14 protein-coding genes are annotated in these 25879 nt (G+C 75.6%); 7 read left to right on the top strand and 7 right to left on the bottom strand.

What is annotated here, in order from left to right:
- Positions 1-109: 109 nt before the first annotated feature.
- Positions 110-958, top strand: coding sequence for a hypothetical protein (locus ACIBEC_RS39810; protein ID WP_360504424.1), 849 nt, complete (start codon positions 110-112; stop codon positions 956-958).
- Positions 959-1013: 55 nt separating this feature from the next.
- Here ACIBEC_RS39810 and ACIBEC_RS39805 read toward each other — a convergent pair whose 3' ends face one another.
- The 6 genes from ACIBEC_RS39805 to ACIBEC_RS39780 form a co-directional block, all read right to left on the bottom strand.
- Complete coding sequence (locus ACIBEC_RS39805; protein WP_360504426.1) at positions 1014-1562, bottom strand: YciI family protein; 549 nt, start codon at positions 1560-1562, stop codon at positions 1014-1016.
- A 42-nt stretch (positions 1563-1604) separates the two neighbouring features.
- Positions 1605-2696, bottom strand: a complete 1092-nt coding sequence (locus ACIBEC_RS39800) for a polyprenyl synthetase family protein (protein WP_360504428.1) — start codon at positions 2694-2696, stop codon at positions 1605-1607.
- 129 nt (positions 2697-2825) lie between these two features.
- Positions 2826-3026 carry an MbtH family protein gene (locus ACIBEC_RS39795; protein WP_360504430.1) on the bottom strand — a complete coding sequence of 67 codons (201 nt, stop codon included), beginning with the start codon at positions 3024-3026 and terminating at the stop codon, positions 2826-2828.
- Positions 3027-3061: 35 nt separating this feature from the next.
- Entirely contained in the window at positions 3062-3913 is an 852-nt protein-coding gene (gene ddaH, locus ACIBEC_RS39790) for a dimethylargininase (protein ID WP_360504432.1), read from the bottom strand.
- A 73-nt stretch (positions 3914-3986) separates the two neighbouring features.
- Positions 3987-4817, bottom strand: a complete 831-nt coding sequence (locus ACIBEC_RS39785) for an ABC transporter permease (protein WP_360504434.1) — start codon at positions 4815-4817, stop codon at positions 3987-3989.
- A 119-nt stretch (positions 4818-4936) separates the two neighbouring features.
- Positions 4937-5848: an ABC transporter ATP-binding protein gene (locus ACIBEC_RS39780; RefSeq protein ID WP_360504436.1), complete on the bottom strand. Its 912-nt coding sequence runs from the start codon at positions 5846-5848 to the stop codon at positions 4937-4939.
- Between the two features lie 457 nt (positions 5849-6305).
- On the opposite strand from ACIBEC_RS39780, the gene ACIBEC_RS39775 reads away from it, so the two are divergent.
- Together ACIBEC_RS39775 and ACIBEC_RS39770 are read left to right on the top strand one after the other, a co-directional pair.
- A complete protein-coding gene (locus ACIBEC_RS39775; RefSeq protein WP_360504438.1) occupies positions 6306-6782 on the top strand; it encodes a GNAT family N-acetyltransferase in 477 nt (158 codons plus the stop codon).
- A 135-nt stretch (positions 6783-6917) separates the two neighbouring features.
- On the top strand, positions 6918-13868 hold the full coding sequence (locus ACIBEC_RS39770; protein WP_360504440.1) for an amino acid adenylation domain-containing protein: 6951 nt from the start codon (positions 6918-6920) through the stop codon (positions 13866-13868).
- 74 nt (positions 13869-13942) lie between these two features.
- Here ACIBEC_RS39770 and ACIBEC_RS39765 read toward each other — a convergent pair whose 3' ends face one another.
- Entirely contained in the window at positions 13943-14749 is an 807-nt protein-coding gene (locus ACIBEC_RS39765; protein WP_360504442.1) for an alpha/beta fold hydrolase, read from the bottom strand.
- Positions 14750-15045: 296 nt separating this feature from the next.
- Here ACIBEC_RS39765 and asnB point away from each other — a divergent pair, with 296 nt between their 5' ends.
- From asnB to ACIBEC_RS39745, 4 genes are read left to right on the top strand one after another with little or no spacing between them, the layout of a single operon-like run.
- Positions 15046-16929, top strand: coding sequence for an asparagine synthase (glutamine-hydrolyzing) (gene asnB, locus ACIBEC_RS39760; protein WP_360504444.1), 1884 nt, complete (start codon positions 15046-15048; stop codon positions 16927-16929).
- Positions 16926-17669 (top strand): aspartate/glutamate racemase family protein, encoded by a 744-nt coding sequence (locus ACIBEC_RS39755; RefSeq protein ID WP_360504460.1) that lies wholly within the window; start codon positions 16926-16928, stop codon positions 17667-17669. The genes asnB and ACIBEC_RS39755 overlap by 4 nt, the downstream gene beginning before the upstream one ends.
- Positions 17666-19411, top strand: a complete 1746-nt coding sequence (locus ACIBEC_RS39750) for a non-ribosomal peptide synthetase (RefSeq protein WP_360504446.1) — start codon at positions 17666-17668, stop codon at positions 19409-19411. The genes ACIBEC_RS39755 and ACIBEC_RS39750 overlap by 4 nt, the downstream gene beginning before the upstream one ends.
- Entirely contained in the window at positions 19408-25878 is a 6471-nt protein-coding gene (locus ACIBEC_RS39745) for an amino acid adenylation domain-containing protein (RefSeq protein WP_360504448.1), read from the top strand. Before ACIBEC_RS39750 ends, ACIBEC_RS39745 begins: the two co-directional genes overlap by 4 nt.
- Position 25879 lies beyond the last annotated feature (1 nt).

Below are 25879 nucleotides of genomic sequence, written 5' to 3'. Positions count from 1 at the left end.
CCCTTCACCGCCGCCCGTACGGGCCCGCTCCCCCGCCTTCCGCCTTCCGTCGTCGCCCCTGCCCCGCGCCCGTCCCCGTCCCTGTCCCTGTCCCTGTCCCGGAGAAGTCATGCCTGAGCCCCGCCCCGACTCCGCCCCCGACCCGGGCGCGGAGCACACCATCGCACTCGGCGCGCGCCCGGCCACCGGCAGCGGTGCGGACGTCGGAGTCGGCACGGGCCCGGACGCGGGCGAGACGACCGTGCGGCTGCCCCGGGAGGCCGAAGCGGGGGCGGAGGACGAGGAAGAGGCGGCGAACGCGACCTTCCTCGACCCCCGCGTCTGGCGCAGCACGCCGCCGAGCGGGGAAACCATCACCCTCACCGACCCCGCGCGGGCCGGAGAGAGCACCACACCGGCCGAGGTCCAGGACGCCGAAGCAGAGCCAGCCGTCTCCGCCGCACCGCAGGAACGGCCGCTCGCCCCAGGGGAGTTGCGCCGCTTCGGTCCCGGCGTCCCCCCGCGGGCCGCCGCCGCGTGGCACGGCCGCGCGACGCCGGAGGCCGGGCCGCCGCGGCGCGCCCGCCGGGTGTGGCGGTGGCTGGCACCGCTCGTCGTCGCCCTCCTGGCCCTCGCGGCCTTCCTCTTCTGGCGCCACCTGCGCGGCCCGGCGCTGGCCGTCACCGGCGTCACCGTGACCGTCGACCCGGCGAGCCCCGGCTGCGCGGGCACCGCAGTGGCCACCGCCGTGGTGGAGTCCAACGGTGGCTCCGGCGCCCTGCGCTACCGCTGGCTGCGCAGCGACGGCACCGCCTCGGACGAGATCGTCCAGGACGTCCGCTCCGGCGCGCACCGCACCGACCTGGTGCTGCGCTGGAGCTTCGAGGGCCAGGGCTCACTCCAGGCCACCGCCACCCTGGAACTCCTCACCCCGACCCCCCGCACCGCCGCCGCCTCCTTCAGCTACCACTGCCCCTGAGCCCTGCCCCGAGCCCTCGGGGCTTCGGCGGTCGACGTCGGCCGGGCGTCCTCGGCTAGGACGGGCGCCCGCCGAACTGCCAGTTGTGCACCTCGATGTCGGCGTACCGCCCCGGGGTCAGGATGGCGCGCGCCGCGTCCGGGTCCGGCGCCCGGAGCAGCACCGCCGTGCCCAGCCAGATGGCGCCGTCGTCGGACAGCAGCGGCCCGTAGGCGATCAGGCCGTCCCGGTCGGGCGGCACCGCGAGGTCGGCGGCCTGCCCCGTGCCGAGGCCGAGCACCAGGTACCGGTTGCCACCTGTCCGACCGCCGGGAAAGTCCCACATGGTGCGTCCCAGCATGTTGCGCCACCGTCGCAGCAGCACGTCCCGATAGGCGCCGGCCTGGTAGTTCGGCTCGTCGAAGGCGAACGCGCGGGCGGCGGTGGGATCCGGCAGGTCGACGATGTGCACGCTTCCGGTGGGCGTGCCGTCGGCGGCGAGGGTCGGGCCGCGGGCGATCATCTCCTTGGCGTACCGGTCCATGTACGACCAGTGCTCTTCCAGCAGTTCGTCGCGCAGCGGCGGGGAACCGGGCCGGTCGCGGTGGTAGCAGAGAAACTCCATGCCCGAGGATCGCGTAGAAGAGGTCACCGGGTCGAGCGGGTTTCACCGCACTCGCTCGACGCTCCACCTCGGCAGGTACTCGAAGAACGCGACGGACTCCTCCCGCCACCGAGGACGCCATCCGGCGGCTTCCGTGGCGGCCGCGTGCGCGTGGCGCCGCATGTCCGCCCGCATCCGGTCGGGGATGCCGTGGCGGTGGGCGATGTCGCGGATGGCGGCGATGGTGTTCTCGGGGCAGGCTCCGTCGCCGAGTGCGGACTCCACCAGGGCCCGTTCGGCGTCGGTGGCCGCTGCCAGGACGGCGCGGACGGTGTAGTTGCGCCGTCCCTCCCGGATGTCCGCTCCGGTGGGCTTGCCCATGGTCCCCGCGTCGCCGAAGAGGTCCAGGTAGTCGTCGCGCATCTGGCCGCAGATCCCCACCAGCCGGGCGTAGCGCCGCAGTTCCTTGTCGTGGAGGGCGGGCTGGACGCCTGCGGCGAGCAGCCCCATCTGCATCGGGGCGAGGACCGAGTAGCGGGCGGTCTTGTAGTCGGCCACGTCGTGCAGCATGTCCTCGTCCGGTTCCGCGGTGAAGTCCCGCTCCAGGTCGATGATCTGGCCGACGAAGGTGGCCGAGGCCGCGCGCGTCTGCACCTCGACCATGGCCTGCCGCACCGGCAGCGGGGCCCGGGAGTCGAGGAGGACCTGCAGGGACAGGGCGAGTGCGAGGTCGCCGGCGAGGAGGGCGAGCCCGAGCGCGGCCTGCGGCCGGTCGGGGAACTGCCCCCGGTAGGCGTAGTAGGTGGAGGGCCCGCCCCGGCGGGTGGGGCTGTCGTCGATGATGTCGTCGTGGACCAGCCCGTGGGTCTGGAGCAGTTCGATGCTCAGCGCGGCGTCGTCCAGCCCCTCCACGGGCTCGGCAGTGACCAGGCGGGCGGCCTCGAAGAGCAGGGCCACCCGCATCCGCTTGCCGCCGCGCAACGACAGGTCCCGCAGCAGAGCCAGACAGACCGGGGTGAACCGGCTGAACGACGGGGCATCGAAGGCGGCGGCCAGGTCCTGGAAGTACTGCTCGGACAGCGCGTTGAACCGGCGCTCGTACCCGGCGAGGCGGGCCCTGATCTGCTCGGCGGGGACGGCGGCGGTACCGGTCACGAAGGTGTCTTCCGTTCAGGCGGCGATGCGGGGCAGGCGGCGGTGCGTGCCCGCGCGGACGCGCAGGCACCACGCACCCGGCAGTGGTCGGGCACCATGCTGCCCCACCGGCCCCCCCACCGCCGCCCCCTAGGCCTGGGCCAGGCTCCTGGGCCGGATGTCGGTCCAGGTGGTCTCGATGTGGTCGACGCAGTCCTGCCGCCCGGCCGGGCCGAAGGTCTGCTGCCAGCCGGCGGGGGCCGGGGCGAAGGCCGGCCACAGGGAGTGCCGGCCCTCGTCGTTGACCAGGACCAGGTAGTCGGCGTCGGGGTCGTCGAAGGGGTTCGTCATCGGGTCGTCCTCTCGGATGGGTGGGGACGGCGCGGTCACCGGCCGCGCAGCTCCAGGGTGCAGCACTTGACGCTGCCGCCGGCCTTGAGGAGTTCGGTGAGGTCCACGCCGATCGGCTCGAAGCCGCGCAGGCGCAGTTCGCCGATCAGGTGGGTGGCCGATTCGGGCAGCAGGACGTGGCGGCCGTCGGAGAGCGCGTTGAGGCCGAAGACGGCGGCGTCCTCGTCGGTGGCCAGGATGGCGTCCGGAAAGAGTTCGCGCAGCACCGCGCGGCTGCCCGGGGTGAAGGCCGCCGGGTAGTACATGACCTCGTCGTCGGAGAGGACGGCGAGGGCCGTGTCCAGGTGGTAGAACTCCGGGTCGACCAGGGTCAGGCTCGTCACCGGGACGCCGAAGAACTCCTGGGCCTCGGCGTGCGACCGCTGGTCGGTGCGGAAGCCGGTGCCGGCCAGCAGGCGGCGGCCGGCCAGCAGGTAGTCGCCCTCGCCCTCGTTGATGTGCTCGGGCCACAGGAGGTCGGAGTAGCCCTGGTCGCGGAACCAGGAGAGGTAGGCCGGGCCCTCGGCCGTGCGCTCGGCGTGGCGGAAGCGCGCGCCCAGGACCTTCCCGTCGATCACGGTGGCGCCGTTGGCCGCGAAGACCATGTCGGGCAGGCCGGGCAGCGGGTCGATCTCCTCGACGGTGTGGCCGAGTTCGCGGTAGAGGTCGCGCAGCCCGGTCCACTGGGCGAGCGCGCGCTCGCCGTCGACCGGCTTCTCCGGGTGCATCCAGGGGTTGATGGAGTAGCTGACGCCGAAGTGGCTGGGCCGGCACATCAGGAAGCGGCGCGGGCTCGCGGTGCGGACCGGCGGCCGCTCGCGCGGGCCCGGTCGGGCGGTGTCCGTCATGGACGTGGTTCTCCTTGGTCTGCGCGGTGCCCGGGGGAAGGCCGGGTCCGGGTCGGTCGGGGGTGTCCCCGTTTCAGTCGATGAGCCGCCGGCGCATCCCGCGGACGGCCAGGTACCAGGCGAGGGCGGCGAAGCCGGCCAGCACGGCCCCGTGCAGCGCGTCGGCCGCCCCGAGCGTCCCGAAGGCGGCGTGCCGGACCGTCTGCATGCAGTGGTAGATCGGGTTGACGGCGGCGACGGCGTGGACCCAGCCGGGCAGGCCGTCCAGCGGGAAGAACACGCCGGCGGCCATCACCAGCGGGGTCAGCACGCCGGAGACCACGAGCCGCAGCCAGTCGATGGCCGGCACCAGGCAGGACACCCACATGCCGAGCAGGGCGAAGGCGAAGCCGGAGACGAGCGCCACCAGCGGTACGAGCAGCAGTTCCGGCGTCGGCGGGAGGCCGATGGCGAGGGTGACCAGCAGCGGCGTGGTGCCGTACACGGAGGACTTGACGGCGATCCAGGAGGCCTCGGCGGTGACCAGTTCCCAGACGTCCACGGGCTGGCAGAGGACGGCATCGTAGATCTTCTGGTACTTGCGGCGGTTGAAGCTCTCGAACATCCCGGCGAAGGCCGAGGCGAAGAGCACCGAGGTGACGACCATGCCGACGCCGACGAACTGCGGGTACGGGTGGCCCTGGACGGAGTCGATCAGCCGGCTGAAGCCAAGACCGAAACCGGTCATGTAGACCAGCGGCTCGATCAGCGAGCCGAAGGTGACGGCGGGCCAGTAGCGGCGGAAGAGCAGCAGTTCGCGCAGCCAGACCGCGCGCATGGTCGGCCACAGGGCCGGCGGGCGGCCGGGTTCGGCGGCGGGGCCGGCCTGTTCCCGGGTTCGGGGCGTGGGCGTCGCCGTGGTCATCGGGTGTCCTCTTCTCTGGGGGTCGGCGGGCCGGGCCCCCGCCGGTGGCCGGTGCGCGCCCCGCCGGCCGGGCCCGTCGGGGGCGGCCGGCCGGCGGGGCGCGGCGGCGGGGGCGGTTGTCAGCCGAACAGTTCGCCGGTCAGGGCGACGAAGACGTCCTCCAGGGAGGTCGGGCGCAGCACGTCCGGCGGCCCGAGGCGCTCGTGCAGGTGCGCGGAGATGGTCTCGGCCCGCAGGACGGAGACGGCCGGCCCGGTGCGGCGGCTGGGCAGCCCGGCCCGGGCGGCTTCGGCCTCGACCAGTTCGCGCCGGGCCGCGTCGCCCCGGTACTCGGCGGCCTGGGCGCCCGCGTGCGCGCGCAGCAGTTCCGCGGGGGTGCCCCGGGCGATCAGCCGGCCGCCGAACACCACGGCCACCTCGTCGGCGAGCCGCTCGGCCTCCTCGATGTAGTGCGTCGACATCACCACGGTGGTGCCGCTCTCGCGCATCCCGTCGATGACGTCCCACAGGTCCTGGCGGATCTGCGGGTCGAGGCCGACGGTGGGCTCGTCCATGAGCAGCAGCCGCGGGTTGTTGACGATGCCCCGGGCGAGCAGGACCCGGCGGCGCATGCCGCCGGAGAGCGCGTCGGCCCGGGTGTCGGCGCGGTCGGTGAGGCGGACCGCGGCGAGGGCGCGGTCGACGGCGTCACGATACCCGGCGCGCGGCAGGGCCGTGAAGCGGACGAAGACGTCGAGGTTCTGCCGGACCGTCAGTTCGGGGTCGATGTTGTCGTGCTGCGGCACGACGCCGACCAGGGAGCGGGCCCGGCGGGAGTCGTCCGGCATCCGGTGCCCGAAAACCTCCACCGTGCCCGAGTCCGCCCGGGTCTGTCCGGTGAGCATCCGCATGGTGGTGGACTTGCCGGCGCCGTTGGGCCCGAGCAGGCCCAGGAACATGCCGGCCGGCACCTCCAGGTCCAGGCCGCCCACCGCCGTGGTGGCACCGAAGGTCTTGACCGCACTGCTGATTCGGACGGCAGGGGTGTCCACGCGGGCCGCTCCTTTCGGGAAGGCTCTGGGAAGTGACCGGGGCAGTCGTGCAAGTCGCCGCCCCGGTGGGCCGGCATCCTCCGGCCCCGGGAATTCGGGCCCGTTTCCGGGCGGGCCGGAGCGCTTTTCGGGTCGACCCGATTCTGTATAACGGCCGCCGGGGCGTGCTCGGTTCACATCCGTTCGAACACCTGGCGCACACTCATCTAACCGCAGAATCGGGCCTGTCAGGAACCCGCTCGAGAGGGTTCCCATGTCCATGACCCGGTGTGTATGTTGACCGAAGATCAACGCCGCCGGGCCCGTTTTCACGTGGGTCATCCGGGGGGAGATTCGACTCAATCACCCGCTGCACACCCGATTTTCGACATCGGTGCGCGGCGGTGTCGTTCGCGTGCTCCTTCCTCGGTGGTCCACCGGCGGCAGCACCGCCTGTTGCCTGATCGAGGAGATGTGGATGCAATCCGACGAACCGTTCACCGGGAACGTCCACCTGCGGACCGCGGAAGCCGAGGACGCCGGGGCCGTCACCGAGGTCTTCCTGGCCTCGCGCGCCGCGGCCATGCCGTATCTCCCCCGCCTGCACAGTGACGAGGCCACCCTGAGCTGGATCACCCACGTGGTGCTGCCGGGTTCGCGGGTCTGGCTGGCCGAGGACGCCCGCACCCGGGCCCTCCTGGGCTTCGCCTCGCTCGACGGCAACCTGCTCGACCACCTCTACCTGCGCCCCGACGCGCGCCGTCGCGGCATCGGCACGCTGCTGCTGGAAGCCGTCAAGTCGGCCGGTCCGCAGGAGCTTTCGCTGCACGTCTTCCAGAAGAACACCGAGGCCCGCGCCTTCTACGAGCGGCACGGCTTCGTCGTGGTGGACACCGACGACGGCAGCCGCAACGAGGAGAACGAGCCCGACATGACCTACCGCTGGACCGCGTGACGCCCGCCCGCACCGAGCGGTAGTACCCCGCCGAGGGACGTCGGCGGGCCCCAACGGCCAAGAGCCACCGGAAAACCACCATCCGGCCCGCCCGCCCACCAGGCCGGCGGGCGGGTTCACCTGGAGGGATGCCCCGTGCTGGGCGAACACAGCCTGCCGGCGGAAACACCGCTCTCGTACGCGCAGTTGGCGCTCTGGTTCAACGACCGTCTCCAGGGCGGCGACGCCTCGTACAACGTTCCGGTGGCGATGCGGCTGACCGGCCCGGTCGACCCCGAGGCCCTCCGGTCCGCGCTGGCGGACGTGGTGGGGCGGCACCCGGCACTGCGCACTGTCCTCCCCGACCGGGACGGCATACCGCGCCAGCACGTGCTGCCGACGGCGGAGGTGCCGTCGATACTCACCGTGGTGCCCGCCGGCGAGGCGGAGCTGCCCGCCCTGATCGACACCGAGTCCGGGCACGTCTTCGACCTGCGGACGGAAATCCCGCTGCGTGTACGGCTGTTCGTGCTCGGTCCGCAGGAGCACGTGGTGCTGATGGTGCTGCACCACATCGCCGGCGACGGCTGGTCGCTGGCCCCGCTGGCCCGCGACCTGAGCACCGCTTACCTGGCCCGGACGCAGAACCGGGCCCCCCTCTGGTCCCCACTGCCCGCCACGTACACCGAGTTCGCCGTGCGCCAGCACGCTGACCTCGGCGACCTGGACGACCCGCAGAGCAGTGGCGGACGCCAACTCGCCTACTGGCGCGATGCCCTGGCCGGCCTGCCGGACTTCCTGGAACTGCCCACGGACCACCCCAGGCCCGCCGCGATGTCGCACCGGGGCGAGTACTTCCCCTGGAACCTCCCGGCCGAGCTGCACCGCGAGCTGCTGGCGCTCTCCCGTTCCTGCCGGGTCAGCATGTTCATGGTGCTCCAGGCCGCGCTGGCCGTGGTGCTGACCCGCTCCGGGGCCGGGACGGACATCCCGATCGCCAGCCCGATCGCGGGCCGCACCGACGAACGCTACGACGAGGTCGTCGGGTACTTCGTCAACCCGCTGGTCCTGCGTCTGGACACCTCCGGCGACCCGACCTTCCGCCAACTGCTCAAGCGGGTCCGGCGCACCGACCTCCAGGGCTTCGCCCACCAGGAGTTCCCGTTCGAGCGGCTGATCACCGCGCTCAACCCGCGCCGCTCGCTGGCCTGGCACCCGCTGTTCCAGGTGATGCTGGCCTTCCAGAACACCCCCGAGGCGGCCCTCACACTGCCCGGCATCCACACCGAGATCGCCGAGGCGGGCCCGGGCGGCGCCAAGTTCGACCTGTCCTTCAACATCCGTGAGCTGCACGACGCCGACGGCGCCCCGGCCGGGCTCGGCTGCTTCGTCGAGTACAGCACCGACCTGTTCACCCGGGACGGCGCCGAGGCCCTGACCGCCCGCCTCGGCCGGCTGCTCGCTGCGGCCGCCGCCGACCCGGACCGGCCGATCGGCGGGTACGACCTGCTCTCCGCCGACGAGCAGCGGGACGTCCTCGACCGCGCCGCCGGGCCGGCCCTGCCCGCCGCCACCGCCACCTACCACGCCGCCTTCGAGCAGCGCGCCGCCCTGGACGGCGAGGTCACCGCCCTCGTCGCCGAGGACGGCCGGCTCACCTTCGCCGAGGTCAACGAGCGGGCCAACCGGCTCGCCCGGGAGCTCGTCCGGCGCGGGGCCGGACCCGAGCGGTACGTCGTGCTGGCGCTGCCGCGCACCACCGACCTGCTGATCGCGCTGCTCGCCGTGCTCAAGTCCGGTGCCGCCTACATCCCGGTCAGCCCCGCCGCGCCGCGCGAGCGGCTCGCCGGGATCATCGCCGACGCCGCCCCGGTCTGTGTGCTCGCCACCGCCGCGGACGCCGCCCGGCTGCCGGACACCGCCCCCGTGCTGGTCCTGGACGAGCCCGCGGTCCGGTCCGCCGTCGCCGCCCACCCCGGCGGCGACCTGACCGACGCCGACCGGACCGGTCCCACCGGCCCGCTCGACCCCGCCTACGTCATCCACACCTCCGGGTCGACCGGCGTCCCCAAGGGCGTGGTGATCCCGCACGGCGGCCTCAGCAGCCTGATGCAGCACCACCGCACCCGGATGGTCCGGCCGTCCGGCGGCCCCGGGGGCCGGCGCCTCCAGCTCGGCCTGGTCGCCTCGATCACCTTCGACACGGCCTGGGAGCCGCTGTTCTGGCTGCTGGAGGGCCACCCGCTGCACCTGCTGAGCGACGAGGTCCGGCTCGACCCGCGGGCCCTGGTCGACTACGTCCGCCGCGAGCGTCTGGACTTCCTCGACCTCACCCCGACGTACGTCCCGGCGCTCACCGCGGCCGGCCTGTTCGCCGCCGAGCAGCACCGCCCGACCGTGCTGATGCTCGGCGGCGAGGCGGTGGGCCCGGCACTGTGGACCGAGCTTTCCGGCCTGCCGGACGTCGAGGTGTTCAACTACTACGGCCCGACCGAGTGCACCGTCGACGCGCTGGCCTGCAACCTGACGGACAGCGACACCCCGGTCATCGGCCGCCCGCTCGACAACACCCGGGCCCAGGTGCTGGACGAGCAGCTCCGCCCCGTCCCGCTCGGCGTGCCCGGCGAGCTGTACCTGTCCGGGCCGCACCTGGCCCGCGGCTACCTGCGCCGCCCCGGCCTCACCGCCGAGCGCTTCGTCGCGGACCCGTACGGCCCGCCCGGTGCCCGGATGTACCGCACCGGCGACCTCGCCCGGATGCGCCGCGACGGCCAGGTGGAGTACCTCGGCCGGGCCGACGGGCAGGTCAAGATCCGCGGCTTCCGGATCGAGCCCGGCGAGGTCGAGGCGGTGCTGCTGCGCCACCCCGCCGTCCTGCAGGCCGCCGTCCTGGCCCGCGGCGACAGCGCCGAGGAGCGCTACCTGGCCGCCTACCTGGTGACCGAGGACGGCAGCGCCCCCGACCTCGCCGAGGTGCGCGAGCTGCTGGCCGGCCGGCTGCCCGACTACATGATCCCGGCGGCGTACGCCGTGCTCGACCGGCTGCCGCTCAACTCCAGCGGCAAGCTGGACGGTTCGGCGCTGCCCGAGCCCGGGCTGCGGGCCGCCACCGGCCCGTCCCGAGCCCCCAGGAACGCCCGGGAGGCCGCGCTCTGCGCGCTGCTCGCCGAGGTGCTCGGCGTCGCCGAGGTCGGCCCCGACGACGACTTCTTCGCGCTCGGCGGCCACTCCCTGCTCGCCACCCGGCTGGTCAGCCGGGTGCGCACCGCGCTGGGCGCCGAACTGCCCATCCGGGCGGTCTTCGAGAGCCCCACCGCCGCGGGACTGGCCCGCCTGGTGGAGACCGGCCGATGTCGCCCGGTGCTGACCGCCGCCGCCCGCCCCGAGCGGATCCCGCTCTCGCACGCCCAGCGCCGGCTCTGGTTCCTCCAGCAGCTGGACCCGCTGAGCGACGCGTACCACATCCCGCTCGCCCTGCGCCTCACCGGTGCCCTCGACGCCGACGCGCTCGCCGCCGCGCTGCACGACTGCGCCGTCCGCCACGAGGCGCTGCGCACCGTCTTCCCCGCCGACGCGGACGGCCCCCGGCAGCTGGTCCTCGACCCGGACCGGCTCCCCCCGCTGCTGCGCCGCCCCACCCCGGCCGACGCCACCGCGGCCGACTCCGCGCCGGTGACCGGGGACGGCCTGGCCGAGGCCCTGCGCACCGCCGCCGCCCGGCCCTTCGACCTCGCCGCCGAGCCGCCGCTGCGCGCCGACCTGCTCGCTCTCGCGCCCGACCGGCACGTCCTGCTGCTGACGGTCCACCACATCGCCTGCGACGGCTGGTCGCTGGGCCCGCTCGCCCGCGACCTGGGCACCGCCTACCGGGCCCGGGCGGCCGGCCGCGCACCCGAGTGGACCGACCTGCCCGTCCAGTACGCCGACTACACCCGGTGGCAGCGCGAGCTGCTCGGGGACGACCAGGACCCGGGCAGCCCGGCCGCCCTTCAGTGGCAGTACTGGAGCAGGGCCCTGGATGCCCTGCCCGAGGAGATCGCGCTGCCGGTGGACCGGCGCCGCACCGCCGAGACCGGCGCGCCGGCCGGCCGCGTCCCGCTGCGGCTGGCCGGCCCGGACCACCGGGCCCTGGCGGACCTCGCCCGGGAACACGGCGCCAGCCTCTTCATGGCCGTCCAGGCCGGCCTGGCGGCGCTGCTCACCCGCCTCGGCGCCGGCACCGACATCCCCATCGGCACCCCGATCGCCGGCCGCACCGACGAGGCCCTGGACGACCTGGTCGGCTTCTTCGTCAACACCCTGGTGCTGCGCACCGACACCGGCGGCGACCCGGGCTTCCGTGAGCTGCTGCTCCGCGTCCGGGACGCCGACCTGGCCGCCTACGCCCACCAGGACCTGCCGTTCGAGCGGATCGTCGAACTGGTCAACCCGGAGCGCTCCCCCGGCCGCCACCCGCTCTTCCAGGTCGCCCTGGTGATGGACCAGAGCGGTCCCGCCGTGGACATCCCCGGCCTGGAGACCGAGTTGCTCACCGCCGGCCCGGCACCGGCCAAGTTCGACCTCACTCTCACCCTGAGCACACCGGCCGAACCGCACGACGAGCTGATCGGCGCCATCGAGTACCGCACCGACCTGTTCGACCGGGCCACCGTCGAGGCGATCGCCGGCCACCTGGTCCGGCTGCTCGGCGCGGTGGCGGCCGACCCCGAGCAGCCGATCGGACGGCTCCCGCTGGCCTCGGAGCGCGAGCGGGCCCGGCTGCTGGCGGAGTCCCTCGGCGAGCGCCGGGACCTGGCGCCGACCACGCTGGCCGCACTCGTGCGGGAGGGGCTCGCCGCGCCGTCCGGCACCCCGGCGCTGGTCTTCGCGGGCCGGGCGCTCGGCCCCGCCGAACTGGACCGCCGGATCGAGGCGATGGCCCTGCGGCTCGCCGCCGCGGGCGTCCGCCCGGGCAGCCGGGTCGCGGTGGCCGTGCCCCGCTCGGTGGAGCTGGTGGTGACGCTGTGCGCCGTCCACCGGGCCGGCGGCGCCTACCTGCCGCTCGACCCCGACGCCCCGGCCGACCGGCTCGCCCTCGTGCTGGCGGACGCCCGGCCGGCCGCCGTGGTCGCCGCCCCGGAGCAGTTCGCGGCCCTGAGCCCCGCCGAGGGCGTGCCGTGCCTGTCGCCGGAGGACCTGCCGGCGCCCGAGGGCGCCACCCTGACCGCCCCCGGTCCCGAGGACCCGGCGTACGTCATCTACACCTCCGGCTCGACCGGACGCCCCGAGGGCGTGCTCGTCCCGCACCGGGCCGTCGTCAACCGGCTGGAGTGGGGCCAGGAGGAGTACCGGCTGGCATCCGGCGACGCGGTGCTGCAGGAAACCTCGGTCGGCGACGACATCCCGGTCCCGGAACTCTGCTGGCCGCTGATGACCGGCGCCACCCTGGTGCTGGCCGAATCCGACGGCCACCGCGACCCGGCCTGCCTGGCGGAGCTGATCCGACGCCAGGACGTGACCGTCGCCCGGTTCGTGCCGTCCGTGCTGGACGCCTTCCTGCAGGACCCGGCGGCCGCCGACTGCACCGGGCTGCGCCTGGTGGTGGCCGGCGGCGAGGCGCTGTCGGCGGCCACCGTACGCCGGTTCCGGCAGGTGCTCCCGGGCGTCCGGCTGGACCACCTGTACGGCCCCGCCGAGGCGGCCGTCGAGGTGACGGCCTGGAAGTGCGGGCCGGCCGACGAGCAGCCCCGCCCGGTGCCGATCGGGCGGCCCATCCGGAACACCGGCGCCCACATCCTGGACGCCGCCCTGAACCCCGTCCCGGCGGGCGTGCCCGGTGAGCTCTACCTGTCCGGCGAGCAGCTCGCGTCCGGCTACCTCGGCCGCCCGGCGCTCACCGCCGAGCGCTTCGTCGCCGACCCGCACGGAGCGCCGGGCACCCGGATGTACCGCACCGGCGACCTGGCCCGCCGCCGCCGTGACGGCGCGGTGGAGTACCTTGGCCGGGCCGACGGCCAGGTGAAGGCGCGCGGCGGACGGGTCGAGCTCGGCGAGGTCGAGGAGAGCCGGGCCCGGGAACCGCGGACACCGGCCGAGCGCGCACTGGTCGCGCTCTTCGCCGAGGAGCTCGGCGTGACCGAGGTCGGGCCGGACGACGACTTCTTCCTGCGCGGCGGCCACTCGCTGCTGCTGATCCGGCTGGTCGAGCGGATCCAGACGGAGCTCGGTGTGGAACTGCCCGTGCGGGCGATGTTCGAGGCACCGACCCCGGCCCGGCTCGCACAGTGGCTGGCGGAGCGTCGGCCGGAGGTCGCCGACGCGGCCTTCGAGCCGCTGCTGGCGCTGCGCAGCACCGGCACCCGGGCGCCGCTGTTCTGCGTCCACCCGGTGACCGGCCACGGCCTGGGCTTCCTCGGTCTGCTGCGCGGCCTCGACCCGGCCCAGCCGGTGCACGCCTTCCAGGGCATCGGCCCGGTCGGCGGCGGGCAGCGGCCCGCGACCCTGGACGGGCTGGCGCGGGAGTACCTGGCCCGGATCCGGGCCGTCCGGCCGCACGGCCCCTACCGTCTGCTCGGCTGGTCCTTCGGAGGGCTGGTCGCCCACCAGATCGGCGTCCTGCTGCGCGAGGCGGGCGAGGAGGTCGACCTGGTCGCGCTGCTGGACAGCCATCCGGCGACGGCGGAATCCGGCGAGGTCACCGACTCCGTCGTGGTGGCCGAGCTGCTGACGGCGATCGGCGCGTCCGACGCCGAGGTGGCCGCCGTCCGGTCGGGCCAGTGGCGGCCGAAGCCGTCGGAGCTGCTCGACCGGCTGGCCGTCGCGCTCCGCGAGACCGCGCCGCGCGACGAGGACCAGCTGGCGGTGCTCCTCGACTCCTGCCGCTACCACGCCCAGTTGATGACCGGCTGGGCACCGGGGGTGCTCGACGCCCCGCTGCTCGCCTTCACCGCGACGGCCGACCACCGCTCGGACGGGACGGTGGCCACGTGGTCGGCCCACACCACCGGGCCGGTGGTGGAGCACCCGGTCGCCGCCCGGCACCTGGACCTCACCAAAGCCGGACCGATCGACGAGATCGCCCGGGTCGTCGCCGCCGCCCTCCGCCGGGCCGACCAGGGCCGGCGATGACGGTCCGTCCGGCGCGCTGCGGACGGACCGTCGCCCGCTGTCCGGCCCCGCACCACGGGGCCGGACAGCCGGGGTCAGGCGCTCGGGGCCTCCAGGCCCGCCCGGGCCTCGGCCGCGAGTTCGGCGAGCACCTCGCCCCGCTGCCGGTGCAGGAAGAAGTGGTCGCCCGGCAGGATGCGGTGGCGGAAGCGCGCCGCCGTGGTGCAGCGCCAGCCGGTGATCCACTCCGGGCCGGCCATCAGGTCGTCCGAGCCGCCGAGCGCCAGCACCGGGCAGGGCAGCACGGTCGGCCGGATCCGCTCGTTGTACTCGGCCAGCAGCGTGACGTCCGCCCGCAGCACCGGCAGGACCATCCGCATCAGGTCCTCGAACTCCAGGACCTCGGCGGGGGTGCCGCCGAGGTCGACGAGGCGCTCCAGGAGGTCGTCGTCGGTGAGGTCGTGCAGCCGGGCCACGTCCGGCGTGCCGGGCGCCCGGCCGCCGGAGACCACCAGGGACAGCGGCAGCGGCCGCTCCTCGGCGGCGAGCCGGCGGGTCGTCTCGTAGCCGATCCGCGAGCCCATGCTGTGGCCGAGGAGGATGAACGGCTCGTCGGCCGGGCGGCTCGCGAGGACGGCGAGCAGGCCGTCGACGACCTCGTCCATGGCGGTCATCGGCGGCTCGGCGAGCCGGGTGCCCCGGCCGGGGATCTCCACCGGAACGATCGTCAGGTCCGGTTGGCCGGTGTCCCGGGCCCAGGGCAGGTAGGCGCTGGCGGAGCCGCCGGCGTGCGGCAGGCAGTAGACGCGTACGGGCCCGGACCCCCCGTCCGGTTCGGCGTCACGGTGCCACGGCGTCCATCGGGTCACCTCGTCGGGCAATACGGCGGGCCATCCGGTCATCAATTATTCGCTTTCGTTCCCGGTCACTGAGAGAAGCCTGTCGACCAGGCTCCCGGGAAGACTTTATGCGCTGATTTTCAGCTGGGTCCAGCCCATCATTCGCCATTTCCCGGATATTCTCGACCGGGCAGTGGCGGGGCTTTGCCGTGCCCGAAAACGGCCAATTCCTTGAGGAAATCCCACTCTTTCCCGAGCCATCCGACTCTGTTACGGTGCTATTCGTCCGGGCTTCTTGCGGATATTTCCGAAGTATTTCCAACGGCACGCGTGAACATCCACCGGAGAGGGCGGACGCAATGTGCGGAATAACCGGCGTATTCGTCCTGGGCGGCGGTCGCCCGGTCGACGCCGAGGCGGTCGCCGCGATGACGGCCGGTCTGGTGCACCGCGGGCCCGACGACGACGGCCACCACCTCGCGGACGGCATCGGCCTCGGCTTCCGCCGGCTGGCCCTGAACGACCTCGCCCACGGCAACCAGCCGCACCGCACCGAGGACGGCACGCTCGTCTCGGTCTGCAACGGCGAGATCTACAACCACCGCGAGCTGCGCACCGCGCTGGGCCGCCGCGGCCACCGCTTCCGCACCGAGAACGACACCGAGGTGCTGGTCCACCTCTACCGGGAGTACGGCAAGGAGCTGACCGCCCACCTGGACGGCCAGTTCGGCTTCGCCCTGCACGACGCCGCCCAGCGGCGGCTGCTGCTCGCCCGGGACCGCGCCGGGATCGTCCCGCTCTTCTACACCGTCACCGACGGCCTGCTGATCTTCGCCTCCGAGGTCAAGGCGATCCTGCGCCACCCCGCCGTCCGCGCCCGGGTCGACCTGCGCGGCCTCGACCAGGTGCTGACCCTGCCCGGGCTGGTCAGCCCGCGCACCATGTTCGAGGGCATCAGCGCGCTGCGCCCCGGGGAGCGGCTGATCGCCGACCACGCCGGGGTGCGCACCGAGCAGTACTGGGACCTCGACTTCCCGCTCGCCACCGACCTCGCCCCGGTCGGCCCCGCGGACCTCGACCGGGAGCTGGACCGGTACGCCGACAGCACCGTCGCACTGCTCGACACCGCGGTGCGCAGCCGGCTGCTGGCCGACGTGCCGATCGGCATGTACCTCAGCGGCGGCCTCGACTCCAGCCTGATCGGCGCCCTGATGTCCCGGGCCCGGCCCGGCCACGCCTGGCCCAGCTTCTCGGTCACCTTCCCCGGCCGGGACTTCGACGAGGGCCCGCACCAGCGGCTGGTCGCCGGCAAGCTCGGCACCGACCACCACGAGGTGCCGGTCGGCGAGCACGAGGTCGCCGAGCGGATCGCCGCCATGGTGCGGCACGCCGAGGCCCCCGTCCGCGAGTCGTACAACGTCTGCTCGCTCGCGCTGTCCGAGGCCGTGCGCGCCGCCGGGACGGTCGGCGCGCTCAGCGGCGAGGGCGCCGACGAGCTGTTCGGCGGCTACCCCGGCTACCGCTTCGACGCCACCGGCCTCGGCGGCAGCCGGCTCACCGGCCTGGACGCCTCCCTGGAGCGGGAGTTCCGGCACCGGATGTGGGGCGTCGACCTCGCCTACGAACAGGACCAGCTGCCCGCCCAGGAGTTCCGCCGCGAACTGTACGCCGAGGACCTGGCCCACGCGCTGGACGAGTTCTCCGTCACCAGCCAGCGCCTGGCCGACCCCGACCGGCTGGCCGGGCGCCACCCGCTGCACCAGCGCTCCTACCTCGACTACCGGCTGCGGCTCGCCGACCACCTGCTCGGCGACCACGGCGACCGGATGGCCCTGGCCAACGGCGTCGAACTGCGCTTCCCCTTCCTCGCGAACGCCGTGGTCGACCACGCCACCACGGTGCCGCCGGAGCTGATGCTCGCCCACGGCCGGGAGAAGGCCGTCCTGCGCCGGGCCGCCGAGGGGCTCGTTCCCGTCGAGGTGCTCGGCCGGCAGAAGTACGGCTTCCGCGGCCAGACCAGCAGCCACCTGCTCAGCACCGGCGCCGACTGGTTCGAGGAGCTGATCTCCCCCGCGACCGTCCGCCGCCAGGGCTACTTCGACCCTGACACCGTCGCCGCCCTGACCGCGCGCCAGCGCACCGACGGCCACCAGGTGCACGCCCACCTGGACACCGACTACCTGATGCTCGTCGCGACCTTCGCCCTCTTCGTCGAGGAGTTCGACCTGCCGTGCCTGGGATGACCCTCACCGCCGCCGCACCGTCCGCCGCCCCCGGCGCCCGCCCGGACCACCCGCTGATCGGGGTGCTGGGCGGCATGGGGCCGCTGGCCTCCACCGAACTGCTGCGCACCGTCTACCGGGCCTGCCGGCTCCACCCCGAACAGGACACCCCCCGGCTGCTGCTGTGGTCCGACCCCGCCGTGGTGGACCGCACCGAGGCCATCGGCAGCGGCGAGCTCGACGTGCTTCGGCGCGCCGTGGAGACCTCGCTGCGCGGCCTGCAGGCGGCCGGCGCGGAGCGCACGGTGATCGCCTGCATCACCGCCCACCACGTGCTCGGCGACCTGCCCGCCGACCTCGCGGCGCGCTGCGTCTCACTGGTCGACGTGGTGCACGAGGAACTGGCGGCGGCCACCGAACCGCACCTGCTGCTCTGCTCCTCCGGCACCGCCCGGGCCGGCCTGCTCACCTCCGGCCCGGCCGGCGCCCGCGCCGCCGAACGGCTGGTCGCGCTGCGCCCGGCGGACCAGGACGCGCTGCACGAGCAGATCCACCGCCTCAAGCGCGGCGAGGACCCCGCCCACACCATCGACTTCCTGCGCGAGACCCTGCCCCGCTACGGCGTGCGGGCCTTCGTCGCCGCCTGCACCGAACTGCACCTGGTCACCAGGGCGATCGAGGACGCCGGCCTGGGCGGGGAACTGCCCTCCCTCGACCCGCTGACGGTCGTGGCCCGCCGGATCATGAACGGAGAGTTGTGAGCCACACGAGCATCCTCGACCGCTGGGCCGACCAGGTCGAGCGCCGAGCCGCCGAACCCGCCCTCGCCACCGCCGGCCGGGACTGGAGCCACCGCGACCTGGCCGAGCTGGCCACCGGCCTGCGGGCCCGGTTCGCCGAGGGCACCGGCCCCGTCCTGGTGGCCTGCGCCGACCCCGTCCCGGTGGTCGCCGCGGTCCTCGCCTGCGCCGCCACCGGCCGCGCGTTCGCCCCGGTCGACACCCGCCAGCCCGCCGCGCGCTGGACCGCCCTGCTGGCGGACCTGCGGCCGGGCACCGTGCTCGCCGACGCCGCCGGCCGCGCCGCCCTGGCCGCCGCCGGAGCGGACGAACCGCCCCTGCTGGAGGCCGAGTCCGTCTCCGGCCTGCCGTGGACGGCCGACCACTGGCGCGGCCTCGACGGCCCCGACGCCGGGTACGTGTACTTCACCTCGGGCACCACCGGCCGCCCCAAGGGCATCCGGGGCAGCTTCGAGGCCGTCGGCCACTTCCTGGACTGGGAGATCGCCGAGTTCGGTGTCGCACCCGGCACCCGGGTCTCCATGCTCACCTCCCCCGGCTTCGACGCCTTCCTGCGCGACGCCCTCGTCCCGCTCTGCGCCGGCGGCACCGCCGTCGTCCCGGCGCCGGGCGCGATCCCGGTCGGCGCGGCCCTCGGCCACTGGCTGACCGAGCAGCGGATCGACCTGCTGCACTGCGTCCCGACCGTGTTCCGCACCCTGCGCGCCGCCGGGCTCGACAGCGGCTCGCTGCCCCGGCTGCGCGCCGCCCTGCTGGCCGGCGAGCCGGTCCGCCCCGCCGACATCGCCTGGTGGCGCGGCCTGTTCGGGGCCGACAAGGAGCTGGTCAACCTCTACGGCCCGTCCGAGACCACCATGACCAAGGTCTTCCGCCGGCTCACCGCCGAGGACGCCGAGGCCGAGACCGTCCCGGCCGGCCGGCCGATGCCCGGCGTCGAGGTCAGCGTGCTGGTCGCCGGACGCCCCGTCACGGAGGCGATCGGCGAGATCGAGATCCGCACCCCGTTCCCGCTGCGCGGCTACCTGGGCGACACCCCCGGCGGCTTCGCCGGGCCGGACCGCTACCGCACCGGCGACCTCGGCCGGCTGCGCGCCGACGGCGCCCTGGAGGTCCTCGGCCGCCGGGACCAGCAGGTCAAGGTGCACGGCGCCCGGGTCGAGCTCGGCGAGATCGAGGACGGGCTGCGCCGCCACGCCGGCGTCGCCGACGTCTGCGCCGCACTCGTCGAGGAGGCCGACGGCGAGCCCGTGCTGTGCGCCTACCTGGTCGCCCCGGACGTCACCGACGAGGAACTGCGCGACTACGCCGCCGAGACCCTGCCCGCCGCCGCCCGGCCCGCCCTCTACCTGCGGCTCGCCGCCATCCCGCGCACCCTCAGCGGCAAGGCCGACCGGCGGGCGCTGCCCAGCCCCGCCGCCGCCCGGGCCGGCCACACCGGCGAACAGCCGCTGGAGGGCCTGGAGGCCGGGATCGCCGAGCTCTGGCGCGAACTGCTGCACGTGCCCGCCGTCGGCCGGCACGACGACTTCGCCCTGCTCGGCGGGGACTCGCTGGGCATCGCCCGGCTGCTGGACGGGCTGCGCACCCGCTTCGGCGTCGAGGTGCCGCTGCGGGTGTACGTCGGCGCCCCGACCGTCGCCGGACTGGCCGCGGCCGTCGCCGCCGGCCGCGCCGGGGCCGCCGCGGACGGTGAGCCCCGATGAGCCGAGACACCTCCCTGCCGCTGCGCGCCGACCGCGGCCGCGCCCCGCTTTCCTACGCCCAGCGCTCCATCTGGCGGGCCGAGCAGGTCCTGCCCGGCACCGCCCTGCACAACGAGAGCGCCGCCTTCCACGTCAGCGGCCCGGTGGACCCGGCCGCCCTGGAGCGGGCGCTCGCCGAGACCGCCCGGCGGCACGAGATGATGCGCTGCTCCGTCGTGGCCGACGCCGCCGGCGAGCCCTGGCAGCTGTTCGCCGAGCAGGTCCGGCCCACCGTCGAGACCGTCGACCTGGCCGACGTGCCCGAGCCCGACCGCGCGCAGCGGCTCGCCGAGCTGGTCGCCCGCGCCGTGGCCGTGCCCTTCGACCTCGACCGGCCCCCGCTCATGCGGACCCACCTGTTCCGGCTGGGCGAGGACCGCTCGCTGCTGCTGTTCACCGCCCATCACATCGTGGTCGACGCCTGGGGCTTCGGCGTCTTCCTGGAGTCCCTCGCCGCCCGCTACGCCGCCGCGCCCGGCACCGCCGAGGCCCCGGCCGGCGGCCCCGACTTCGGCGACTACGCCGCCTGGCAGCGCGCCGGGGCGGGCGACGGCGGCGGGCTCGACCACTGGACGTCCCGGCTCGCCGGGGAACTGCCCACCGCCGACCTGCCCGCCGACCCCGGCCGGGGCGGCGACCCGGTCGCCGGCGCGCTGCACCACTTCACCGTCCCCGCCGAACTGGCGGCCCGGCTCAGCGCCTTCGGCCGGGCCGAACTCGCCAGCCTGTCCACGGTGCTGCTCACCGCCTTCTGCGCCACCGCCGCCCGCTGGACCGGCCAGGACGACCTGGTGGTCGGCATGCCGGTGGCGACCCGCAACCGGTCCGCCCTGGCCGGCGTGGTCGGCCCGCTGCTCAACATCGTGGCCCACCGCGGCGACCTCGGCGGCGAGCCCGGCTTCCGGCAGGCCCTGGCCCGCACCCGCCGGCAGCTGAAGGCCGACCTCCGGCACCGGGACACCCCGTTCGACCTGGTGGTGGAGCGCCTCGGCCGCGCCGCCGGCGGGCGGACCCCGCTGTTCCAGCTGATGTACTCCTTCCACAGCGGCCCCACCACGACCCTGGAGCTGCCCGGCGTCCGGACCACCCCCGCGCCCTCGCACAGCGGCACCGCCAAGTACGACCTGACCTTCTTCCTCCGGCCACGCCCCTCGGGCGCGCTGGACGCCACCCTGGAGTACCGCACCGCGCTGCTCGCCCCCGAGACGGCCGCCGACTTCGCGGACTCGCTGCTGTGCCTGCTGGAAGCCGCCGTGGACGACCCGGACCGGCCGCTGACCGAGCTGCCGGTGCTCTCCGAGCACCGCCGCCACCAGGTCCTGACCGACTTCAACCGGGCGCCCGACGGCGCACGCGGCTGGGCCACCGTCCCCGAGGCGCTGGCCGGGCTCGCCCGGCGGGACGGCGCCGCCCCGGCCGTCGAGTCCCCCGGCACCGCCTACACCCGGGCCGGCGCCGACGCGGCCGCCGACCGGGTCGCCCACCGGCTGACCACCCGGCACGACGTGCTGCCCGGCGACCGGGTGGCCCTGCGGGTGGACCGTGCCGCCGCACTGGTGCCGCTGATCGTCGGCATCTGGCGGGCCGGCGCCGTCCTCGTCCCCCTCGACGAGGCCATGCCCGCCGCGCGTGCCGCGCACGTGCTCACCGACAGCGGCGCCCGGCTGCTGGTCGGCGACGGCCTCCCGGGCCTGCCCGCCGCCGACCCGGCCGCGCTGCTGGCCGAGGGTGCGGAGCCGGCCACCGCCCCGACGCCCGGCCCCGCGCCCGAGGACCTCGCGTACCTGATGTACACCTCGGGCTCCACCGGGCTGCCCAAGGGCGTCGCGGTGCCGCACGGCTGCGTGGCCAACCTGCTGCACAGCGTGGTCTCCGCCGAGCCGGGCCTCGGCCCCGAGGACACCCTGCTCGCCGTCACCTCGATCACCTTCGACATCTCGGTCCTGGAGCTGTTCGCCCCGCTGCTGGCCGGTGGCCGGGTCGTGGTCGCCCCGCGCGCGAGCGTCCGGGACGCCGAGGCGCTCGGCGCCCTGCTGGAGAGCAGCGGCGCCACCGCGATGCAGGCCACCCCCTCGCTCTGGCGCGGGCTGCTGGACGGCGGCTGGCCGGGCCGGCCCGGACTGCGGGCGCTGTGCGGCGGCGAGGCCCTGGACGGCGACCTCGCCGAACGGCTGCTGACCCGCTGCGCGGAGCTGTGGAACCTGTACGGGCCCACTGAGACCACCATCTGGTCCACCGTCGGACGGGTGCGCTCCGGCGAGCCCGTCACGGTCGGCCGCCCGGTCGCCGACACGGTCTGCTACGTCCTCGACCGGCGGCTGCGCCCGGTGCCGCGCGGCGCCGTCGGCGAACTGGTGATCGGCGGGGCCGGCGTGAGCGCCGGGTACCGCAACCGCCCCGAGCTCACCGCCGCCGCCTTCGTGCCCGACCCGGTCGACCCGGCCGGCGGCACCGTCTACCGCACCGGCGACCTGGCCCGGCACCTCCCGGACGGCCGGATCCTGGTGCTCGGCCGGGCCGACCAGCAGGTCAAGATCCTCGGTCACCGGATCGAGGTCGGCGAGGTGGAGGCCCTGCTGGGCGCCCACCCCGCGGTCCGCCAGGCGGCCGTGGTGGTGGACCGGCAGCAGCCGGCCGGCCCCCGGCTGGTCGCCTTCGTCACCGCCCGCGCCGAGGACGACGCGCTGCCAGGGGACGACGCCCAGCCCGGGGAGGACGCCCTGCCCGAGTCGCTGCGCCGTCACCTGCGCGAGCGGCTGCCCGCGGCCGCCGTGCCCGGCACGATCGCCGTGCTGCCCGCACTGCCGCTGAACACCAGCGGCAAGGTCGACCGGCCCGAACTGCTGCGCCGGGTCGGCGAGTTCGCCGCCGCGCGGCGGACCGAGCCGGTCACCGAGGCCGAGCGGGCCGCCGTCGCGCTCTGGGCCGAGGTGCTGGGCCTGCCCGCCGAACGGGTCGGCACCACCGACGACTTCTTCGCCGCGGGCGGCAACTCCATCGCCGCGACCCGGCTGCTCGGCCGGGTCCGGGCCCGGTTCGGCGGCGCGCCCTCGCTCGCCGAGTTCTACACCGACCCCACGCCGGCCGCGCTGGCCCGCACCCGGGCGGCCACCGCCGGCCCGGCCGCCCGCACCGCCGGGTCCGCGCCCGACACCGTCCCGATGACCGACCAGCAGCGCCAGCTGTGGCTGCTGCACCGGCTCGACCCGGACTCGCCCGCCTACCACCTGCCGGCCGCGCTGGAGCTGACCGGCCCGGTGGACCGGGACGCCCTGCAGGGCGCCTTCGCCGACCTGGTGGCGCGCCACCCGGTGCTGGCCGCCCGCTGCGAACTGCGGGAGGAGGGCCCGGTCCTGCTGCTCGCGCCGACCGCCGTACCGGCCCTCGCGGTGCTGGACGCGACGCCCGGGGAGGTGCCCGCGCTCGCCCGCGCCGAGGCGGTCCGGCCCTTCGACCTGGCCGCCGGGCCGCTGCTGCGGCTCACGCTGGTCCGCACCGGCCCCGAGCGCTCGGTGCTGCTGTGCACCGCGCACCACCTCGCCGTGGACGGCTGGTCCATCGGGGTGGCCGTGCGCGAGCTGGCCGCGCTCTACGCCGCGCGCCTCGGCCTGGCCGAGCCGCCGGCCGCGCTGGAGCCGGGCTTCGCCGACCACGCGGCCGGCCTCGCCGCCGCGCAGGCCGTGACGGACCGCCAGGCCCAGCTGGACTACTGGCTGGAGCGGCTCGACGGGCACCCCGGGGTGCTGGACCTGCCCACCGACGTACCCGCCCTGACCCGGCCGGCCGGCTCCGGCGAGACCCTGCCGGTCGCGCTGGCACCGGAGCTGACGGCCGCACTGCGCGAGGGCGCGGCGCGCCTGCGCACCACGCCGTTCACCGTGCTGCTCTCGGTGTACGCGGCCCTGCTGGGCCGCTACGCGGGCAGCGACGACGTGGTCGTCGGCGTGCCGGTGGCCAACCGGGACCGGCCCGAACTGGAGCCGCTGGTCGGCTCCCTGGTGAACACCCTGCCGGTGCGGGTGGACCTGTCCGGCGTACCGTCCTTCGCCGAACTGGTCGCCCGCACCGGGCGGGCGCTGGCGGCCGACCTGGGCCGTCCGCTGGTCGCCTTCGACCGGCTGGTGGCCGGCCTCGGCCTGCCCCGCGAACCGGGCCGGCCCACCCTGGCGCAGGCCTCGCTGGTGTTCCAGGACGCGCCTCCGACCGGACTCCGGCTGGGCGAGGCCACCGGCGTGCTGCGGCAACTGCCCACCGGCACCGCCAAGTACGACCTCACGCTGGCCTTGGACGAGCACCCCGACCGGATCGACGGCGGCCTGGAGTACGCCGCCGACCGCTTCGGCCCGGACTTCGCCGCCCGGTTCGCCCGGCACCTCGACGCCCTGCTGCGGGCCGCGCTGGCCGCGCCCGACGCCCCGCTGGACGCGGTCGAGCTCGCCGACCCGGCCCTGCCCTCCCCCGTACCGGCCCGCCCGGCCGGCCGGGTGCGCGCCGGGCACGCCCGGTCGGTGACCGAGCTGTTCCGGGCCCGGGCGGCCGCCCACCCGGACGCGCCCGCGATCCGCGCCTACGGCCTGACGGTGGACTACCGGCAGCTGGACGCCTGGAGCGACGCCGTCGCGACCCGGCTGCTGGCGCACGGCGCCGGACCCGGCCGGTTCGTCTCGGTGCTGCTGCCCGCCGGTCCGGTGCAGACCGCCGCGATCCTCGGCGTCGCCAAGACCGGCGCCGCCTTCGCGGTGCTCGACCCGGCCGACCCGGACACCCGGCTGACGACCCTGCTGGCCGACGCCGAACCGGTCTGCCTGCTGGCCGCCGAGGCGGCCCTGGCCCGCCACCCCGGGCTGCGCGCGGAGGACGGGGGCTTCGCCGGCGTCCCGGTCGAGGCCCTCGACCCGTGCCCGCCGGCCGCCGACCCGGCCGGACCCGTCCCGGCCGCCTCCCCCGCGGACCCCGGCGACCCGCTCTGCCTGGTCTACACCTCCGGTTCCACCGGCAGCCCCAAGGGCATCGCCCTGCCGCACGCGGCACTCGCCCAGTTCGCCGACTGGCAGCGCGAGCGCTTCGACATCCGCCCGGACAGCCGGATCGCCCAGTGGGCGCCGTTCACGTACGACGCCGCGTACACCGAGGTGTTCGCCGCGCTCTGCTCGGGGGCGGTGCTCTGCCTGCCGCCGGACGGGCTGCGCCGCGACCCGCTGGCGGTGGCCGAGTGGCTGCGGGCCGAGCGGATCACCCAGATCCAGACCGTCCCGGCCTTCTTCCAGCTGGTCACCGAGGCACTGGACGCCACCTGCACGCAGCTGCCCGACCTGGAGCACGTGCTGATGGCCGGCGAGGTGCTCCCGGTGGCCCTGGCCGCCGCCTGGGCGCACCGCCCCGACCGGCCCCGGCTGCACAACCTGTACGGGCCCACCGAGTGCGTGCTGGCGACCCACCGGGAGCTGGCGCCGGGCGAGGAGTTCCCCACCGGGGTGCCGATCGGCCTGCCCATCCCGGGCCGCGAGGCCGTCGTCCTGGACCACCGCGGCCGGCTCTGCCCGGTCGGGGTGGTCGGCGAGATCCACCTGCGCAGCGACCTGCTGGCCGGCTCCTACCACCGCCGGCCCGAGGAGAGCGAGCGGGCCTACGTCGCCGACCCCTGGGAGGACGGCGGCCGGCTGTACCGCACCGGGGACCTCGGCCGCCGACTGCCGGACGGCGAACTGGCGTTCACCGGCCGGATCGGCAGCCGGCTGAAGATCCGCGGCAACCGGATCGAGCTGGAGGAGATCGAGGCCCTGCTGGAGCTGCACCCCGGGGTGCGCGAGGCCGCCGCCGCCGCGCACGGCGAGGGCTCGGCCCGACGGCTGGTGGGCTACGCGGTCGCCGCACCCGGGGTCACCGGCGCCGACCTGCGGGCGCACCTGGCCGAACGGCTGCCCGCCGCGGTGGTGCCGGACACCGTGATGCTGCTGGCCGCGCTGCCCAGGACCCGCACCAACAAGCGGGACCGGGCCCGGCTGCCGCTCCCCGAGGCCGCCGCGCGGCCCGCCGACGCCACCCCGCTGGCCGGCGTCGAACAGCTCGTCGCCGACGCCTGGCAACAGCTGCTGGGCGGCGGCCCGGTGGGCCGGCACACCAACTTCTTCGAAGCCGGCGGCGACTCGCTGCTGGCCGCCCGGCTCCAGCTGGAGCTGGCCCGCCGGCTGGACCGGCCGGTCCGGCTGGTCGACGTCTTCGGCCGGCCGACCATCGCCGAGTTCGCGGCCGGCCTCACCGACGGCACCGGCACCGCGGACGGCCGGACCCCGGCCGCCACCGACGAACCGCGCGGCGAGCGTCGGCAGAACGCCGTCCGCGCCCGGGCCAGGGCCCGCCGCGAGGCCCGGGACCGGGCCGAGGGCGCGGACGCCGCCGACCGGTACACACCGACAGGGAGGGACTGAA

This window comes from Kitasatospora sp. NPDC051164 (assembly GCF_044455625.1).
Classification (GTDB): Bacteria; Actinomycetota; Actinomycetes; order Streptomycetales; family Streptomycetaceae; genus Kitasatospora.
The sequence above is the reverse complement of the archived record's forward strand: the minus strand, read 5'-3'. Positions and strand labels throughout refer to the sequence as shown.